Origin of the sequence: Bacillus sp. NMCN1 (assembly GCF_002998085.1) — a bacterium.
Classification (GTDB): Bacteria; Bacillota; Bacilli; order Bacillales; family Bacillaceae; genus Bacillus.
Map to the genome: position 1 here is coordinate 222578 of NZ_PVQL01000001.1, position 19238 is coordinate 241815.

Here is a 19238-nt window from a genome sequence, read left to right on the forward strand (position 1 = left end):
GGATACGACGATGCAGCACGAAAAATCGATGGAGTTTTTACAAATTGCCATGAAGTATTTTCCGCAGGCAAAAGAAGAATTAGATAAAGCAGGTATTCAGCTTGAGCCCGAAGCTCTTCAGCCGCTTTTATCATTGTTTACATCTGTCATGCAAGAGGCATATGAGCTTGGAAAAGCAGATGCAGAATCAGAAAAAGCCACAGAATAGTGGCTTTTTTTTATGATAATTTTTTCTTGAAGGCACTAATCATAGGGCCAACATCTTTAAACACAGGCTTCAGCTCATCGATGGAATTCATAATGTTCCCAATTTGATTCATGACGTGCATGTAGTCAATTGAGTCTTCACTTGAAGTTGTCTCCTCACGTTCCTCCTTTGCTTCTGTCTTGCTTTTCTCCTTTTCAAGCGGTTGGCCAAACATCATAGCCGAAAAAATATCTTTTTGCGCCATATCACATGCTCCTTTCTACTATTGGTATATCAATAATCTATGAAAAAAGTGAGAGGAAAGGTTAGACGTTTGTATTGCCAAGGAGAAAAAAATAAGGTAAAATTAGTACCAGATACTAATATAAGATCACAATATCACATGCTCGTATGAGTAAAAGGAGTCTTATTCAATGAATGCTGGAATTATTGGCCTTGGCCGCTATATACCTGAAAAAGTGTTAACAAATCTTGATTTAGAAAAAATGGTTGAAACTTCTGACGAATGGATTCGTACTAGAACAGGTATAGAAGAAAGAAGAATTGCTTCTGATGATGTCAATACATCTCATATGGCGCTTGCTGCTGCAAAAAAAGCATTAGCTGACGCAGATGTGGCTGCAGAAGATATCGATATGATTCTTGTGGCGACAGTCACGCCAGATCAAGCATTTCCGACAGTCGCTTGTATGATTCAAGAACAGCTCGGTGCACATAAAGCATGTGCAATGGATATTAGCGCTGCGTGTGCTGGCTTTATGTATGGGCTTGTTACTGGAAAACAATTTATCGAATCAGGTACCTTCAAGCACGTGCTCGTCGTTGGCGTTGAAAAGCTTTCTCGCATTACCGACTGGGATGACCGCAATACAGCTGTTCTGTTTGGAGATGGAGCAGGTGCTGCTGTGTTAGGAGAAGTCAGCGAAGGTAAAGGAATTCTCTCATTTGAGCTTGGAGCCGATGGAAGAGGCGGGAAGCACTTGTACTTAGATGAAAAAGATCATACAATCATGAATGGACGAGAAGTATTTAAATTTGCTGTAAGACAAATGGGCGAGTCAAGCGTAAACGTCATCGAAAAAGCTGGACTATCAAAAGAAGACGTTGACTTCTTGATCCCGCATCAAGCAAATATTCGCATTATGGAAGCAGCCCGCGAACGCCTAGAGCTGCCAGTTGAAAAAATGTCGAAGACAGTCCATAAATATGGAAACACATCAGCAGCATCTATTCCAATTTCACTATGTGAAGAAATCGAAGCCGGTAAAATTCATGACGGCGATGTGATTGTAATGGTAGGTTTTGGTGGCGGATTAACGTGGGGCGCAATCGCTATGCGATGGGGCCGATAAAAGAGTGAGGTGCACAAATTAATGGATAAAAAACGAGTAGTTGTTACAGGATTAGGTGCTTTGACACCTCTTGGCAACGATGTAGAGTCAACATGGAAAAATGCTGTAGCAGGTGTATCAGGAGTTGGACCAATCACACGTGTCGATTCAAGTGAATATACCGCAAAAGTAGCTGCAGAACTAAAAGATTTTAACATTGAAGATTACATGGAGAAAAAAGAAGCGCGAAAAATGGCACGCTTCACGCAATATGCAGTCGTTGCTGCTCAAAAGGCGCTAGAAGATTCACGTCTTGAAATCACAGATGAAATCGCACCGCGTGTTGGTGTATGGGTTGGGTCTGGTATTGGCGGTCTTGAAACATTTGAAGAGCAGTTTGAAGTGTATTCAAATAAAGGGGCAAGACGCGTAAGCCCATTCTTCGTCCCAATGATGATTCCAGATATGGCAACAGGCCAAATTTCAATTGCACTTGGCGCAAAAGGGGTTAACTCTTGTACTGTGACAGCATGTGCAACAGGTACAAACTCAATTGGTGATGCATTTAAAGTCATTCAGCGCGGAGATGCAGATGCGATGATCACAGGCGGAACAGAAGCGCCGTTAACAAAAATGTCGTTTGCAGGTTTCTGTGCGAACAAAGCCCTTTCGACAAATCCTGATCCAGAGACAGCAAGCCGTCCATTTGACAAAAACCGTGACGGATTTGTTATGGGTGAGGGTGCAGGAGTTATCGTTCTTGAAGAACTTGAGCATGCGTTAAAACGTGGTGCGACGATTTATGCAGAAATCGTTGGATATGGTTCAACTGGTGATGCCTATCATATTACAGCACCAGCTCCAAACGGAGAAGGCGGCGTCCGCGCAATGAAAGAAGCGATTCGAGATGCTGGGTTGTCTGTGGAAGAAATTGATTATATCAATGCCCACGGAACAAGCACACCTTACAATGATAAATTTGAAACAATGGCCATTAAAGAAGTGTTCGGAGAGCATGCGAATCAGCTTGCCATCAGTTCGACAAAATCAATGACAGGTCACTTACTTGGCGCAGCAGGCGGAGTAGAAGCCATTTTCTCTATTCTTGCGATTAAAGACAGCGTCATTCCTCCAACCATTAACCTTGTAACACCGGATGAAGAATGTGATCTTGATTATGTGGCAAATGAAGCACGTTCAAAAGAAGTACAAGTGGCTCTAAGTAACTCACTTGGCTTTGGTGGACATAATGCGACAATTATCTTTAAAAAATACGAAGCGTAATATTTCCTAAGAAGGCGGCGATCCATAAACAGATCGCCGCTTTTTTGCATATGATGAAAATGGAGGTGTTTAGCGGTATGGGTCTAGTCAATACACAATATCTCATTCATCAATCATCATCATTTCAGGAGCTTGCGTCACGCTTTGTTCCTTATTTTAAAGGGGCAGAGGAAAAAGAATGGTCCTCTATTCTCTCCCACCTGCATTATCACGGAATGATTCGGTCTTTTAGATCATGCAAAGACATGATCGACAAGCTCAAAGAAAAGGGGTACTTCCAGCTCGTCATGAAAGAATACCGGGCGCTGCAAAAGCAGTGGAAAGGCCCTGACATTCCTGTCTTTATTTTGCCAGTCAATGAGAGCAGCAAAGAAATTAGAGAGCAATTTTATTATCAATCCGGCATGGCATTTGATGACAAGGTCTTTCTCTTTTTGTCGCCAAATACTCCGAAAGAACGTATCGGTACATTGCTGACTCATGAATATCACCATGTATGCAGGTTGTATTTTCTCACGAAAGAAGAAAAAGATTTTACATTCCTTGATACAATCATGATGGAAGGGCTCGCTGAATATGCTGTGTATCATAGGTACGGAGAAAGCTATACAGCCAAATGGACCACTCTCTATGACGAAACGCAGCTTCAGCGCATGTATCAGAAATGGGTATCCAGTCATCTTGATCAAAAAGTGCAGGATGACGAAAGACTGATACAGAACCTCCTTTATGGAAAAGGGAACTACCCCAAAATGCTTGGTTACGCCACTGGGTTTTATATCGTGAAAAAGTATTTCAGTGAGCACCGAATCAGTGAGGAGTCTATGATTGCAGAGCCGTCGGAAACTTTTTTAAAAGCGATAGACTCATAAAGTGAATAATTCACATAAAAAGAGACATATTACAAATTTACTAAATTCTTCTTGATTTCGCCATAACAATGTAATAATATACAAATATAAATTTTGATCATTCTTTTTATTCTAAAAAAACTGAATTTTCCAATTCGATTCTATTGATTCATGGAGAAAGGGGCGAATAAATGACCACGCTGCTTGAAGTGCAAAACTTAAAAACATATTTTTTTCGAAAAAAAGAACCGATACCCGCTGTTGATGGCGTTGATTTCAGCATCAATAGAGGAGAAACTGTCGCATTAGTCGGTGAGTCTGGATCTGGTAAAAGTATTACGTCCTTATCCATTATGGGGTTGATTAACGGCACTGGTGGAAAAATTATGGACGGTTCCATCAAGCTTGAGGGCAAGGATCTAGTTACATATAGTGAAAAGGAATTATGCAGCATTCGTGGTAATGACGTCTCTATGATCTTTCAGGAACCGATGACCTCACTTAATCCCGTCCTAACCATCGGGGAGCAAATTACAGAAATTCTCATCTATCACAAAAAACTTTCAAAAAAAGAAGCGACTAAAAAAGCGATTGAGCTGCTGAAGCTTGTTGGTTTTTCCAGACCGGAACAAATCATCAAAGATTACCCGCACCGTTTATCAGGCGGCATGCGGCAAAGAGTGATGATTGCCACTGCGCTAAGCTGCGATCCGAAGCTTCTCATTGCAGATGAACCGACAACTGCCCTAGATGTAACGATTCAAGCCCAGGTGCTCACATTGATGAAAGATTTATGCTCGACATTTGGTACATCGATTCTTCTCATAACTCATGATTTAGGTGTCGTATCTGAAGTGGCAGATCGAGTGATTGTCATGTACTGCGGACAGGTTGTTGAAAATGGGACCGTCGAAGAATTATTTGATCAGCCGCTTCATCCTTACACAGAAGGGCTGCTTGAATCGATTCCTGTCATTGACGGAGACATACAGCCGCTAGCAGCGATCAAAGGGAATGTCCCTGCGCCAGATCAGCTTCCGGCCGGCTGCCGATTTGCTCCTAGATGCCCGAATGTGAAGGAGCGCTGCCTAGGAGAGTTGCCTAAGCTGAGGACATTTGAAAATGGCAGAAGCGTCAGATGCTTCTTATATGAGGAGGCAGACCAAACATGACCCTTGCTCAAAATCAACCACAGCCAACAGATCTAACAGAGAAAGAAACCATCCTTGAACTGAAACATATTCGAAAACATTTTCCGATTAAAGCAGGCGTCTTTCAGAAGAAAGTCGGTGCAGTCAAAGCTGTTGACGGCATAGACTTGAAGATTTATAAAGGTGAAACGTTAGGCATTGTTGGGGAGTCAGGATGCGGTAAATCTACACTAGGCCGGACAATGATTCGCTTATATGAGCCAACTGACGGTCAAATCTTTTTTAAAGGGCAAGACATCTCCCGCGTATCAGAATCAAAGCTAAGACAATCAACACGAAAAAACATCCAAATGGTTTTTCAAGATCCCTTTGCATCACTCAACCCTAGAAAAACTCTTCGAAGCATCATCAAAGAACCCTACAAAACACATCACTTATATTCCTTAAAAGAAAGAAATGAAAAAGTAGAACAGCTTTTATCAAAGGTGGGACTTCATCCAAGCTTTGCAAATCGTTACCCTCACGAATTTTCTGGCGGGCAGAGGCAGCGAATCGGCATCGCTCGTGCGCTTGCCATGAATCCAGAAATGATCATCGCAGATGAGCCGGTATCAGCACTTGATGTATCCATTCAGGCGCAGGTGATTAATCTGATGGAGGAGCTTCAGGAGGAATTTGACCTGACATATCTATTTATCTCTCACGATTTAAGTGTGGTCAGGCACATTAGTGATAGAGTCGGCGTGATGTATCTCGGCAAAATGATGGAACTTGCCGATAAGCACAACCTGTATGATGAACCGCTCCATCCATATACACAGGCACTGCTTTCTTCTGTTCCTGTTACCCGTAAAAAGGGTCAGATCAAAAGAGAACGGATCATGCTTCAAGGCGATCTGCCAAGTCCTGCAAATCCGCCAAAAGGCTGCGTATTTCACACAAGATGCCCGTATGCGAAGGAAATCTGTAAAGAAAAAATACCAGCATTTCAGGAATTAAAAACAAACCACTTCGTTGCCTGCCACCTCTACGACGCTTAATCAGCTTGGATGATTTCATCTTTGAGAGGGGGGATGAAGCGGCATCTGTATCATTTCTAAAAAAGATAGGGGGAATTGTATATGAAAGGTAGAAATAGAAAGTCCATTTTGATCAGTTTACTACTGATCTTTACACTCATGCTTGCGGCTTGCTCTAGTGGAAATAAAACCTCTGGAGAAAGTGAAAAGAAATCCACTGGTAAACCTGTACAAGGTGGTGATCTTGTGATCGGTTCCATTGCAGAACCAACATTATTTAATTCGCTGTATTCAACAGACGTGGCAAGCTCTGATATTGAGGAAAGAATCTACAGCTTTTTACTTCAAACGGACGGAAAGCTAAACCCTCAACTATCGCTGGCAGAGGATATTAAAGAATCTGATGACGGCAAGCAGTTTGATGTGACCATTAAAAAAGGCGTAAAGTTTCATGATGGTGAAGAATTGACGGCTGATGATGTTGTGTTTACATACAGCATTCCGATCAATAAGGACTACAATGGAGAGCGCGGATCAGGCTTTGAAGTATTAGATTCAGTTAAAAAGACAGGGGATTACTCAATCGAATTCAAGCTCAATAAAAAAGATCCCTATTTCTATAATGTCACACTAGGAAGCTATGGCATTTTGCCTAAGCATATTTTAGGTGATGTGCCTGTAAAGGATCTCGGTGAAAATGAATTTAACCGAAAAAAACCAATCGGTTCAGGTCCATTTAAATTTGCTGAGTGGAAAGAAGGGGACTACGTTAAACTAGAGGCCTTTGACGATTATTGGGATGGGCGTCCATACCTTGATACCGTCACGATTAAAACCATTCCTGATCAGAATGCAGCGATTGCCCAGCTGTCAGCAGGTGATATTGATTTCTTTGCTGTACCGGGAGCAGAGCTGCAAACGGCTGAAAAAGTCAGCAACATTAAAATTGAATCTGATCTAGGGCTCAATTATTCATACATTGGCTGGAACCAGAAAAATGATCTCTTTAAAAGTAAAAAGGTCCGCCAAGCGCTGACACATGCCATTGATCGCCAAACGATTGTCGATCAAGTGTTGGATGGAGACGGCAAAGTAGCCAACATTCCAGAAAGTCCGCTGTCATGGAACTATCCGAAGAATGATAGTGTTCCAGTATTTGAGTTTGATCAAGAAAAAGCGAAAAAGATGCTGAAAGAAGAGGGCTGGGAGGATACAGATGGAGATGGCTATCTTGATAAGGATGGAAAAAAATTCTCCTTTGTCATCAAGACCAATCAAGGAAATAAAGTTCGTGAAGATATCGCTGTCGTTGTCCAGCAACAGCTCAAAGAAGTTGGTGTGGAAGCGAAGCCGCAAATTGTGGAATTCAGTGCACTCATTGAGCAGACGACACCGCCTAAGTGGGATTATGATGCGCTGCTGCTCGGCTGGAGCCTTGCCACATTCCCTGATCAATTCAGCATCTTCCACTCAAGCCAGTCAGAAAAAGGCTTGAATAACATCTGGTATAAAAATGAGGAGGTCGATAAGCTGTTAGTGGATGCTAAGAACTTAAGCGATCGAAAAGAATATTCAAAGGCATATGAAAAAATTTATGAACTGATCGCAGAAGATCAGCCATATACGTTCCTTTATTATGCCAACTCACATCGCGCGATGCCATCTAACCTACAAGGCTACTCTTATCATCCGAAAGATGAGTATTACAAAATCGAGAAATGGTGGATTGAACAGTAGGCTGCTAATGAAAAAGAGGAGGGTTTTCCCCTTTCAGCGTGAAGACAACAAAAAAGACAAAGGGCTAAAATAAAGACCATTTTAGCCCTTTTTCATCACAGTATGGCAATCCGATGAAAAAGGAGTTGTGCATATGGTTACATATATCATTAGAAGGACACTGCTTTCCATTCCCATCTTATTTGGGATTACCATTTTGTCCTTCGCCATTATGAAAGCAGCACCAGGCGATCCGATGTCACTCATGATGGACCCAACCATTAGTGCCGCAGACCGGGAGGCCTTCATTGATAAGTACGGCTTGAACGATCCTGAATATGTGCAATATATGAAATGGCTTGGCAATATGCTTCAAGGTGACTTTGGCACCTCCATTGTTAAAAAGGGGACGCCCGTGGCTGATTTGATTTTTGCCCGGCTGCCAAATACCCTCATCCTCATGATCTTTTCTACATTAGTCGCCCTAATCATCGCCATCCCATTTGGTGTTCTTTCAGCAAAACGTCCATATACAAAGCTAGACTATGGCATTACGGTTACATCTTTTATCGGACTGGCTATTCCGAACTTTTGGTTTGGACTCATTCTGATTATGGTTTTATCTGTGAATTTAGGATGGTTCCCGACAGGCGGTGTCTCTACCTTAAATGCCGATTTTAATGTGTTTGACCGGCTCCATCATATCATTTTACCAGCCTTTGTTTTAGCAACTGCTGATATGGCAGGGCTCACCCGGTACACAAGGTCGAGTATGCTTGATGTCATGAGGCAGGATTACATTCGCACCGCAAGAGCGAAAGGCTTTCGAGAAAACAAAGTCATTTTCAAGCACGGATTAAGAAACGGCCTCATGCCTGTCATTACGATTTTCGGATTGATGGTTCCATCCTTTATTGGCGGCGCAGTCGTGGTGGAACAAATTTTCACTTGGCCAGGGCTTGGAAAGCTGTTCATCGATTCTGCCTTTTCGAGAGATTATCCGGTCATTATGGCGATGACTGTTATTTCCGCAGTGCTCGTGGTGGTTGGAAATTTAATAGCGGATATTCTATATGCGATCGTTGATCCGCGTATTGAATATTAGAAGGGAGCTGAAGCACAATTGGCACAGCCTAATATGGGAACACCTCCTGTTGATCTCAAATTAAAAGAGGGTCTTCCGCCAAAGCCAGAGACGATGCTGCGTTTATTTTGTGAGAAATTTTTCAAAAATAAACTGGCGGTTGCCGGCTCCGTGATCTTATTGGTCATTATCTTTTCAGCCATTTTCGCTCCAGTGGTCGCTCCATATGCACCAGAGCAGCAAGATTTATTGAAGCGGCTCCAGCCGCCAAGTGCTGAGCATTTGATGGGAACTGACAAGTTTGGCCGAGATATTTTCTCAAGGGTGCTTTATGGCGCAAGGGTCTCTCTGTTAGTTGGCTTCGTCTCAGTGGTCGGGGCGATCACCATTGGCACTGTGGTCGGAGCGGTAGCGGGGTATTTCAAAGGATTGGTTGATTCTGTCTTGATGAGATTTGTTGATGTGGTATTGTCGATTCCAGACATTTTTCTATTGATTACGCTCGTCACCATTTTCAGACCGGGCATTGATAAATTGATTTTAATCTTTGCTTTGACCGGCTGGACAACAACCGCGAGACTCATCCGCAGTGAATTCTTATCACTTCGAACAAGAGAATTCGTACTCGCGGCGAGAACCATTGGAACGAAAAACCATGTCATCATCTTTTCGCATATTTTACCGAACTGTATCGGTCCTATTATCGTGTCAGCTACACTGAAAGTAGGTTCCGTCATTTTAGCCGAATCAACGCTGAGCTATCTAGGGTTTGGCATACAGCCGCCAACAGCAAGCTGGGGCAACATGCTGCAAGATGCACAAAACTTCTCGATTATGGTGCAAGCGTGGTGGTATCCGCTCTTCCCTGGTTTACTGATATTGCTGACCGTTTTATGCTTTAATTTCTTAGGAGATGGGCTGAGAGATGCGCTTGATCCTAAAAAGCTGAAGTGAATCTCAATACTTAAGTAGCAAAAATATGTATTTTTATAACAAAAAAGGTTGAAAAAGGTATTTTTGCATGGTACCATAGATTTACAATAAATAAAGAGATTGAGAGGAGAGCTCCTAATTGTCTGCTAAAGTGGAAACACCAATTTCAGATGAAGGCACAGATTTCTTTGGTGCTCAGTATAAAGAGATTTACTCACATCTTTTATCTCGTAATGTCGATGTAGAAATTGATTTCATTCGCAGAAAAATCCTTCAAACTTATGATCATCCGCACATATTAGATTTTTGTTGCGGGCATGGAAGACATCTCCTTAAACTTTGGGAAGAAGGATATCAGGTAGATGGACTAGACCTCAATCAGGATTTTTTGGCGCATATTGAAGAAGTTTCAAATCACCGAGTGACAACTTTTTTAGCAGACGGAAGAGACTTTCAGCCTCCTAGAACGTATGATGTTGTGCTTAATATGGAAACGTCCATTGTCTATATGTCAGATGAGGAAAACATGAAAATGCTTAGAACCATGTATGCATGTTTAAAAGAAGGCGGAACTTTTCTTCTCCATCTTGCAAATAGAGAATTTATAGTAAAATATTTCCATCCTCTTATTTGGTTTGGTGACGAAGAGACAGGCTATGCTTTAGAAAGAAGACAGTTAGACATTGTAAACAGCACCATTAAGATAGAGCAAACAAGAATAGTGAAATACAAAACAACCAGACATGTTATTACGATGAGGTTATACAGTGTCTCTGAAATCACAAATATGTTAAAAGATATTGGTTTTATCGTCCAACAAATTTATGGAGATTTTGAAGGTAATCATTATACCGTAGAAGCTCACAACACGATACTTTTATGCACTAAATAAAGCATTAAAGGGGGTGAGTCATATGAAAACAAACGTAATCATCATCGTACCAAAATAACTGTCTATAGAAAACGAATCATTTATATTTATTCTGTAAAGTGCGTGTGAAAGAACACGCACTTTCTTACGTAAAATAATTCAATAGAAGAGAAGATAGAGAGGTTGATTTTATTGATCGCTATCCTGAAACAGCCGCGATTTTTAACCTTTTGTTTAGCGCAACTGATTTCCCGTTTTGGGGACGGTCTGACCACTATTGTCATCCTTTATATTGTTGGAACCACTTCCGATGATCCTTTATTAATTGGATTTGTCTTGTTTTGTCAATATTCACCTATGTTTTTTTTCGGATTAATTGGTGGTGTTGCGGCAGACCATTTTAAAAAACATCATATCATGATAGCTGCCGATTTATTTCGAGCTCTCATATTAATAGGGATGATCTTTAGTATAAACCACCCAGTTTATGTAATTATTCTTGTTTTTTTATCAGGTATAGGAAGTGCTTTTTTTTATCCAGCGCGTTCCTCTTATATCCCGGTTGTAGTAGGGGAGAAAAATATTACAGAGGCAATGGGCGTTTCACAGAGTATTTATTCTGTTATGCAAATTGCGGGACCTGGTATTGCAGGGCTGTTGCTTCTTTTTTTCTCTCCAACTATACTGCTCATGATCGATATTCTTTCTTATAGTCTATCCGCATGTTTGATTTTGTTAACGGCTGTACTTGTGAAAAAGAAAAATAAAAAAGAAGAAGAGATTTCCTCATCATCTAAAGAAAAACAATGGACGGCGATCAAACTAGGATTGAAGGTTGTATTTCAATCAGCACCGCTTGCTTTTTTAATCATTTTATTAACACAAGTAATGTTTATCGCTGGTATTTTTAACACAACATCAAACTCCATTTTGCTGCACGAGTTTCAAGTCACAGGTTTTCATTTTGGAATGATTGAAGCATTTTCAGGGATCGGTGCGGTTATTGGTTCCATTTTAGGTCCATATTTGTTAGGTAAATTAAAACCAGGCTATATCTTAATCACCACGACGATCTTTATGGGGCTTTGGATGACGGCCATCCTACCGATTGAGTTTTTAGAAACACTATATGGATTACCACCAGTCTATATTTGGATGTTTGGTATAGGATTAATGAACGCTTTCTTGAATGTACCGATTAGCAGTTTATTTCTTGGGCTTACTCCAAATGCCTATAGAGGACGTGCGATGTCCATTTTACAAATGTTTTCTAATTTTGGTATCATCCTCGGTTTAATCATCGCCGGTATTTTTTCTAAATATATTGGTGTTATATGGATTACTGCCATTTCCGGCGGAGTATTGTTGGCTATCAGTTTATTGTCAATGCGAATGAAAGGTTTTGCGGCCTTATTAACTGTAACGAAAAAAAATAAAGACACTTCAACTGCTACACAGCTTGAAGTTTAATAAAGTTGGAATAATTTCTCTATCCCTTGCCCATACTGTGGACAACAGTTTTTAAAAAGTGAGGGATTGGTTATGTTATTTCTTCATGACGTATGGGTGAATTGGTTTGAAGGGGAAGAAAATGGCTACAATGTGTGTCATTTTCATGAGTGGCGCAAGGAGGACAGTGTTGAGCTGTTAGATCAAGTGCCTTTACTCAAGGTGCAGAGTCCTTTGTTTGATTACATAGAGAACGATCTTTCAGAGCTGCCAAAGACGCTGCTAGAATCTGTATTTGAGAAATCATATATTCGAAAAAATCATGAACGGCGTAAATTAGAGTATTGCTTTGTGGTCACAGACGGCATTCGAATCATTGCCGTGGATACGATTGGGTATTCCATTCCTGTGAGAAAAAGCCGTTTGATTCCAAGGCAGGAGCAATTGGTGTATGAAATGGTGAAAGATGTGAAGGCAGAGGAATATGAATTCTCTAAGGGCAGCCTTGAATCGACGAAGGAGTACCACATTCTATCACTGCCGCCGCAACATATCAGCGGATTAACGAGAAAAGAAAGACAGCTGAAGCAGCTAATGTTTATGGCGCTCGATCAATTAAAAGGGCTCCAAAACAGGGCGGAAATTGCGTATTGGTATACAGAATGGAACCCGCGCATGTACAACCAAATCAAACGAATGTCATTCGAAGAGATTTGGAACATGCTTTACAATGAAACGATTGATGGGTGGTCAGAGAATCATTTAGCATTCTGTGAAAAAATGATTAAAGGACAGCCGTTTTTTGAAAAGCTTTGGGAAATGGAAAACGAATCAAAGGTGAATTAGAAAAAGCTTGCAGCTTGATGTGCTGCAAGCTTTTTTTATTTGCGCTTTCTGCCAAGACCCATCGCATTCTCCATTTTTTTCAGCATTTTGTTTGCTGCGCGGTTTGCTTTTTCAGCACCTTCGTCTAGAATGCGGTCAAGCTCGTCTGATTCAATGAGTTCATAGTATCGATCTTGAATTGGTTTTAAAGCATCAACGACAACGTTCGCAAGATCTCCTTTAAACTCACCATACCCTTTGCCTTCGTACTTTTGCTCCAGCTCTGCAATCGATATGTTACCTAATACAGAATAAATCGTCAGCAAGTTAGCAATGCCAGGCTTGTTCTCTTTGTTATACTTGACGATGCCTTCAGAATCCGTCACAGCACTTTTAATTTTCTTTTCAAGCTGCTTTGGTTCATCTAATAAGGTAATGAAGGATTTTTGGTTCGGATCGGATTTGCTCATCTTTTTCGTTGGATCTGTTAAAGACATAATCCGAGCGCCTTCTTTTGGAATTTTCACTTCAGGTACAGTGAAGATGTCATTGTATTTTCGGTTAAAACGTTCAGCAAGCGTTCTAGTCAATTCAAGATGCTGCTTTTGGTCTTCTCCAACAGGGACTAAATCAGTACCATATAATAAGATATCGCCAGCCATTAATGGGGGATACGTTAATAGGCCTGAAACAACCGCTTCCTTACCAGCGGATTTATCCTTGAATTGGGTCATTCTTTCTAATTCCCCAATATAAGCAACACATTGCAGCATCCATCCTGCCTGGGCGTGAGCAGGTACCTCTGATTGAATAAACAATGTCGCCTTCTCTGGATCAAGTCCAACGGCTAAATAAAGAGCTGCTAAGCTTCTAATATTTTGGCGAAGCGCTAGCCGGTCCTGACTCACTGTAATCGCATGCTGATCGACTACACAAAAATAGCCATGATAATAATGCTGCAAATCGACAAATTGCTTCATTGCCCCAATATAGTTCCCTAAAGTCACAGAACCGCTCGGCTGAATGCCAGAAAAAATTGTCTTCTTTGTCATACTAAAACCTCTTTTCTTCAATATAAAAAGGCCCACCCGTCACTTTTCAACAGAAAAGGGACGAATGAACCGTGGTACCACCCTTGTTATTTCACAAAGAAATCACTCAAGACGTTGATATCGGAGACTGCTCCGTCTAAGCCTACTTACTTCTAAAAGTGTTCGGTTAGCTGCTCCAAAGCCCATTCCATACATGCCATTATCTGCTCCCACCAGCCGCAGACTCTCTGTAAATAGTGAATATATGTACTCTTCTTTTTCATCGCAACAGTATGTCTATCTATTATAAAGGATGACCATAAAAAAGTCACGAAGCCCCATGTGACCTTCTCATCATGTCGTTTGACACTTAAAATTTTAGATAAAATACTAACTATCTGTTAGAATTTTTTAAAAAAGGATGATTAATTATATGTATAAAACATTATTCTAGCTGAATTTGTTAAATTATTTTAATCAATTTACGCTTTAATTTGTTGAAGTGATTGAGACTTTAGTTTATAAAAATCCCTCTTTATCCCCATTTACGTTTTTTAAAAATATATGAAATTGATATTGCAATAAATTATTCTATTCATTATAATTAATTTGTTCACACGTTTGTGCTAGGCTCTTTACATAGTGAAAATTCAGAAAAAACAAAAGAAATAGAAAGTAAGCTATTTAGGGACTTTTTTACGCTATTTCTTAAATCTGAATCTCATCTTCTATCGAGACCTTTGAACTAAAACATATTATAAGGGGGAATACAGTTGAAAAAGCGTTGGTCTGTTGTTACTTTAATGCTTATTTTCACACTTGTATTAAGCGCTTGTGGTTTCAGCGGAAACAAATCAGGCGACAGCAATAGCAGTTCTGGAGAGGCTAAAACAACATTAAATGTGAATATCTCCACTGAGCCTTTTTCTCTACATCCGGGATTGGCAAATGATTCAACTTCAGGAAGTGTCATCCGTCAGACTTTTGAGGGATTAACAAGAATTAACGCTGAAGGAAAGCCTGAAAATGCAATGGCTTCTGATATCAAAACAAGTGCTGATGGTAAAACATACACATTCACACTTCGTGATGCAAAATGGTCTAATGGTGACCCTGTTAAAGCAGAAGATTTCGAATATGCTTGGAAATGGGCATTAGATCCTAAAAATGAATCTCAATATGCTTACCAGCTTTACTATATTAAAGGTGCTGAAGCAGCGAACAAAGGGAAAGCGAAAGTTGCTGATGTTGGCATTAAAGCAAAAGACGACAAAACGCTTGTAGTTGAGCTAGAGAACCCAACACCGTTCTTTACTGAACTAACTGCATTCTATACGTATATGCCAGTCAACAAAAAAGTGGCTGAAAAGAATAAAAACTGGTACACAAATGCTGGTGAAAACTACGTATCTAACGGACCATTTGCTCTTACTAAATGGAAACATGGTGGTTCAATCACGCTTGAAAAGAACAATGAATACTGGGATAAAGATACTGTGAAATTGAAAAAGATTAACATGTCTATGATCAAAGATACAAACACTGAGCTTAGCATGTTTGAAAAAGGCGAGCTTGACTGGGCTGGTTCTCCAACTGGAAACCTTCCTACTGAGTCTCTAAAATCATTGAAAAATAAAGGCAATCTTAAGATCCAGACGATTGCAGGTGTTTATAATTATAAATTTAACACTGAAGTAAAACCTTTAAACAATGCAAACATCCGTAAGGCACTTGCTTACTCAATCAATCGTCAAGCGATTGTTGACAAAATTACGCAAGGTGAACAAGTTCCAGCAATGGCAATCGTTCCTCCAACAATGGAAGGTTTCGAGGACAACAAAACTGGATACTTCAAAGATCATGATGTAGCAACTGCGAAAGAATTTCTTGAAAAAGGTGTGAAAGAATTAGGTTATAAGTCAGTTTCTGATCTTCCAGCATTGAAACTTTCTTACAATACAGATGAAGCTCACCAAAAGATTGCGCAAGCAATTCAAGAAATGTGGAAAAAAGACTTAGGCTTAAAAGTTGAACTTGATAACTCTGAGTGGAACGTTTATATCGATAAACTTCATAGTGGAGATTACCAAATTGGACGTATGGGCTGGTTAGGTGACTTCAACGATCCAGTGAACTTCCTTGAGCTTTACAAAGATAAAGACGGTGGAAACAACGACACTGGATGGGAAAGCAAAGAGTACAAACAATTGTTGAATGATTCTGCGAAAGAAACAGATAAAACGAAACGTGAAGAAATGCTGAAAAAAGCAGAAGAAATTATCATCAACGATATGCCTATAGCACCAATTTACTTCTACACTCAGCTTTGGGTACAAGATCCAAAACTAAAAGGTGTGGTTGTATCTGGACTAGGTGATGCACAATACAAATGGGCACATTTCGAAAAGTAAGAATTATAGTATAAGAGATCTACGGCAAGGATCTTAAGGTATATGGAGGATGTCTCTCCATATACCTTTCTTGCTGATTAGAGAAAATGTTGTAAAATCATGGAGGTGCAATTCCGTTGCTTAAATATATCGGTAAGCGATTAATATATATTTTAATCACACTGTTTGTTATTGTAACTGCAACTTTCTTTCTCATGCAGGCAGCACCGGGTGGTCCATTCTCTGGTGAGAAGAAACTTCCTGCTGAAATTGAAGCAAACCTAAACGAGCACTACGGGTTGGACAAGCCCTTATTTGTTCAATATGTAAACTACTTAGGTTCAGTTGCAAAATTAGATTTTGGTCCCTCATTTAAATATAAAGGACAAACTGTAAATGACTTAATCAGTTCTGGATTCCCCGTTTCCTTTACCCTCGGAATTGAGGCAATTCTCCTCGCATTAGCATTTGGTGTATTGTTTGGGGTCCTTGCAGCGCTCTATCATAACAAGTGGCAGGACTATACGATTGCCATTTTAACGATCTTTGGAATTTCAGTTCCAAGTTTCATTTTAGCTGCACTACTACAATATGTATTTGCATCTGAGGCAAGCGTTATAGCGATTTTCCCAGTTGCAGGATGGGAGTCTTGGGCCAGCACCGTACTACCTTCTATTGCACTTTCCTTCATGCCTATGGCATTTATCGCTAGACTTGCACGGTCAAGTATGCTTGAAGTTCTAAACAGTGACTACATTAGAACGGCTAGAGCGAAAGGATTAACGAAATCAGCTGTAACGATTAAACACGCAATTCGAAACGCATTGTTACCTGTCATTACATATATGGGACCAATGGCTGCTTCAGTGTTAACAGGTAGTTTTGTCGTGGAGAAGATTTTCGGTATTCCTGGATTAGGCTCTCACTTTGTCACAAGTATTACAAACCGTGATTACACAGTCATCATGGGTGTCACAGTCTTCTACAGTATTATTCTATTAATCAGTATTCTAGTCGTTGACGTCCTCTACGGTATTATCGATCCTAGAATTAAACTGACGAAGGCGAAGAAAGGGGTCTAACACATGGAAGAGATGAGAAAAGATTTATTTGTTCCTGCGACAGCTGACGCAGCAGAATCTGAAAAAATTTCTAAACCTAGTCTATCTTTATGGAAGGATGCTATGCTTCGCTTCCGTGCAAATAAACTTGCAATGGTAGGACTCACAATCATTTTTATTATTGTGATGCTGGCCATCTTTGTTCCGATTTTTTCTAAGTATGATTACTCAACGACTGATTTACTGAATGCAGACCAGCCGCCTTCAAAAGAGCACTGGTTCGGTACAGATGATTTAGGACGTGACATGTTTGTCCGTACATGGGTCGGGGCAAGAATTTCGATCTTCATCGGTCTTGCTGCAGCTATTCTTGACGTAATCATAGGGATTATTTGGGGAAGTATTGCAGCATTCAAAGGCGGCCGTACAGATGAAGTGATGATGCGTATTGCTGACGTTTTATGGGCAATTCCAACACTTCTAATGGTCATCTTAATGATGGTTGTTCTGCCAAAAGGATTATTAACGATTATCCTCGCCATGACCGTCGTAGGCTGGATAAACATGGCACGTATCGTTCGGGGACAGGTTCTACAATTAAAGAGTCAAGAGTACGTTCTTGCTGCACAAACATTAGGTGCGAAAACATCTAGACTTTTATTTAAACACTTAATTCCAAACTCAATGGGACCAATTCTTGTCACAATGACACTCACCATTCCTTCAGCTATTTTCACGGAGGCATTCTTAAGCTATCTAGGACTTGGTGTACCGGCTCCATTAGCGAGCTGGGGAACGATGGCGTCTGATGGAATTCCGGCCATGACGTACTACCCGTGGAGATTATGGTTCCCAGCCGCATTTATCTGTATAACAATGTTTGGTTTTAACGTGGTTGGAGACGGACTAAGAGACGCTTTAGATCCGAAGTTGCGTAAATAAGGAGTGATTAGGATGGAACGTGAACGTATTCTAGAGGTGAAAGACCTTGCAATCTCATTTAAAACATATGGTGGAGAAGTTCAAGCCATTCGTGGTGTGAACTTCCACTTAAATAAAGGCGAGACACTTGCTATTGTGGGTGAATCTGGCTCTGGTAAAAGTGTGACATCACAGGCCATCATGAGGTTAATACCAATGCCGCCGGGTTATTTCAAGCGCGGACAGATCCTGTTTGATGGGCAAGACATTGTCAAGAAAACTGAAAAACAAATGCAAACCATTCGAGGAAAAGACATCTCAATGATCTTCCAGGATCCAATGACTTCTTTGAATCCAACGATGAAGGTCGGGAAACAAATTACAGAAGTACTGTTCAAGCACGAACAAATTTCAAAAGAAGCGGCTGAAAAAAGAGCCATTGAATTACTGGAACTTGTTGGAATTGCAATGCCTGAAAAAAGAATCAAGCAATACCCACACGAATTTAGTGGCGGGATGAGACAAAGGGTTGTCATTGCGATGGCACTCGCAGCAGATCCGAAGCTATTGATTGCCGATGAGCCGACGACAGCACTAGATGTAACGATTCAGGCGCAAATTTTAGAATTAATGAAAGAAATTCAGCAAAAGGTGGAAACATCTATTATCTTTATTACGCATGATCTAGGTGTTGTCGCCAACGTCGCTGATCGTGTAGCCGTTATGTATGCAGGACAGATTGTGGAGACAGGGACTGTTGATGAAATTTTCTACAACCCAAAACATCCATATACGTGGGGACTTTTAGCATCAATGCCGAGCCTTGACACAGATGGCGGAGATGAAGGAAAGCTGACTGCAATCCCAGGAACACCGCCAGATCTGACAAACCCGCCGAAAGGAGATGCATTTGCACTTCGAAGCGATTATGCAATGAAAATTGACTTTGAACAAGAACCGCCAATGTTCAAAGTATCAGATACGCATTATGTGAAATCATGGCTACTTCATCCAAATGCACCTAAAGTTGAACCACCTGCTTCTGTAAAGGCGAGAATGCGTGAACTAGAAGGTAGCTACGAAAAACCTGTATTAGTAAAAGAGGGTGAATAG

General features: G+C 40.7%; 18 protein-coding genes and 1 other annotated feature. Of the genes, 16 read left to right on the top strand and 2 right to left on the bottom strand.

Features of this window, described 5'->3' with window-relative positions; translation table 11 throughout:
* Positions 1-10: 10 nt before the first annotated feature.
* Positions 11-208, top strand: a complete 198-nt coding sequence (locus C6W21_RS01190; RefSeq protein WP_003211983.1) for a ComZ family protein — start codon at positions 11-13, stop codon at positions 206-208.
* Between the two features lie 10 nt (positions 209-218).
* Here C6W21_RS01190 and C6W21_RS01195 read toward each other — a convergent pair whose 3' ends face one another.
* Complete coding sequence (locus C6W21_RS01195; protein ID WP_106049000.1) at positions 219-452, bottom strand: hypothetical protein; 234 nt, start codon at positions 450-452, stop codon at positions 219-221.
* 169 nt (positions 453-621) lie between these two features.
* Between C6W21_RS01195 and C6W21_RS01200 the strand changes: the two genes are divergently transcribed.
* The 11 genes from C6W21_RS01200 (at position 622) to C6W21_RS01250 (ending at position 12743) form a co-directional block, all read left to right on the top strand.
* A complete protein-coding gene (locus C6W21_RS01200; protein WP_012009552.1) occupies positions 622-1560 on the top strand; it encodes a beta-ketoacyl-ACP synthase III in 939 nt (312 codons plus the stop codon).
* Between the two features lie 21 nt (positions 1561-1581).
* Positions 1582-2823 carry a beta-ketoacyl-ACP synthase II gene (fabF, locus tag C6W21_RS01205; protein ID WP_106049001.1) on the top strand — a complete coding sequence of 414 codons (1242 nt, stop codon included), beginning with the start codon at positions 1582-1584 and terminating at the stop codon, positions 2821-2823.
* A 77-nt stretch (positions 2824-2900) separates the two neighbouring features.
* The gene (locus C6W21_RS01210) at positions 2901-3695 is read left to right on the top strand and encodes a DUF2268 domain-containing putative Zn-dependent protease (RefSeq protein ID WP_106049002.1); all 795 of its coding nucleotides are present in this window, start codon (positions 2901-2903) and stop codon (positions 3693-3695) included.
* Between the two features lie 170 nt (positions 3696-3865).
* The gene (locus C6W21_RS01215; protein ID WP_106049003.1) at positions 3866-4846 is read left to right on the top strand and encodes an ABC transporter ATP-binding protein; all 981 of its coding nucleotides are present in this window, start codon (positions 3866-3868) and stop codon (positions 4844-4846) included.
* Complete coding sequence (locus C6W21_RS01220; protein WP_106049004.1) at positions 4843-5865, top strand: ABC transporter ATP-binding protein; 1023 nt, start codon at positions 4843-4845, stop codon at positions 5863-5865. The genes C6W21_RS01215 and C6W21_RS01220 overlap by 4 nt, the downstream gene beginning before the upstream one ends.
* Before the next feature lie 81 nt (positions 5866-5946).
* Positions 5947-7581, top strand: coding sequence for a peptide-binding protein (locus C6W21_RS01225; RefSeq protein ID WP_106049005.1), 1635 nt, complete (start codon positions 5947-5949; stop codon positions 7579-7581).
* A gap of 133 nt (positions 7582-7714) precedes the next feature.
* Positions 7715-8665: an ABC transporter permease gene (locus C6W21_RS01230; protein WP_060595999.1), complete on the top strand. Its 951-nt coding sequence runs from the start codon at positions 7715-7717 to the stop codon at positions 8663-8665.
* 33 nt (positions 8666-8698) lie between these two features.
* On the top strand, positions 8699-9598 hold the full coding sequence (gene opp4C / locus C6W21_RS01235) for an oligopeptide ABC transporter permease (RefSeq protein WP_106049006.1): 900 nt from the start codon (positions 8699-8701) through the stop codon (positions 9596-9598).
* A gap of 118 nt (positions 9599-9716) precedes the next feature.
* The gene (locus tag C6W21_RS01240) at positions 9717-10469 is read left to right on the top strand and encodes an SAM-dependent methyltransferase (protein ID WP_106049007.1); all 753 of its coding nucleotides are present in this window, start codon (positions 9717-9719) and stop codon (positions 10467-10469) included.
* A 162-nt stretch (positions 10470-10631) separates the two neighbouring features.
* Entirely contained in the window at positions 10632-11918 is a 1287-nt protein-coding gene (locus C6W21_RS01245) for an MFS transporter (RefSeq protein WP_223249503.1), read from the top strand.
* Between the two features lie 72 nt (positions 11919-11990).
* Positions 11991-12743, top strand: a complete 753-nt coding sequence (locus C6W21_RS01250) for a YjbA family protein (RefSeq protein WP_073979845.1) — start codon at positions 11991-11993, stop codon at positions 12741-12743.
* Positions 12744-12778: 35 nt separating this feature from the next.
* Here C6W21_RS01250 and trpS read toward each other — a convergent pair whose 3' ends face one another.
* Positions 12779-13774 carry a tryptophan--tRNA ligase gene (trpS, locus tag C6W21_RS01255; protein WP_106049008.1) on the bottom strand — a complete coding sequence of 332 codons (996 nt, stop codon included), beginning with the start codon at positions 13772-13774 and terminating at the stop codon, positions 12779-12781.
* A 53-nt stretch (positions 13775-13827) separates the two neighbouring features.
* Positions 13828-14046: a binding site (T-box leader), on the bottom strand.
* 480 nt (positions 14047-14526) lie between these two features.
* On the opposite strand from trpS, the gene C6W21_RS01260 reads away from it, so the two are divergent.
* From C6W21_RS01260 to C6W21_RS01275, 4 genes are all read left to right on the top strand, one after another.
* Positions 14527-16164 carry a peptide ABC transporter substrate-binding protein gene (locus C6W21_RS01260; protein WP_106049009.1) on the top strand — a complete coding sequence of 546 codons (1638 nt, stop codon included), beginning with the start codon at positions 14527-14529 and terminating at the stop codon, positions 16162-16164.
* Positions 16165-16280: 116 nt separating this feature from the next.
* Positions 16281-17225 (top strand): ABC transporter permease, encoded by a 945-nt coding sequence (locus C6W21_RS01265; RefSeq protein ID WP_034663268.1) that lies wholly within the window; start codon positions 16281-16283, stop codon positions 17223-17225.
* 3 nt (positions 17226-17228) lie between these two features.
* On the top strand, positions 17229-18146 hold the full coding sequence (locus C6W21_RS01270; protein WP_106049010.1) for an ABC transporter permease: 918 nt from the start codon (positions 17229-17231) through the stop codon (positions 18144-18146).
* Between the two features lie 12 nt (positions 18147-18158).
* Positions 18159-19238 (top strand): ABC transporter ATP-binding protein, encoded by a 1080-nt coding sequence (locus C6W21_RS01275; RefSeq protein WP_034663262.1) that lies wholly within the window; start codon positions 18159-18161, stop codon positions 19236-19238.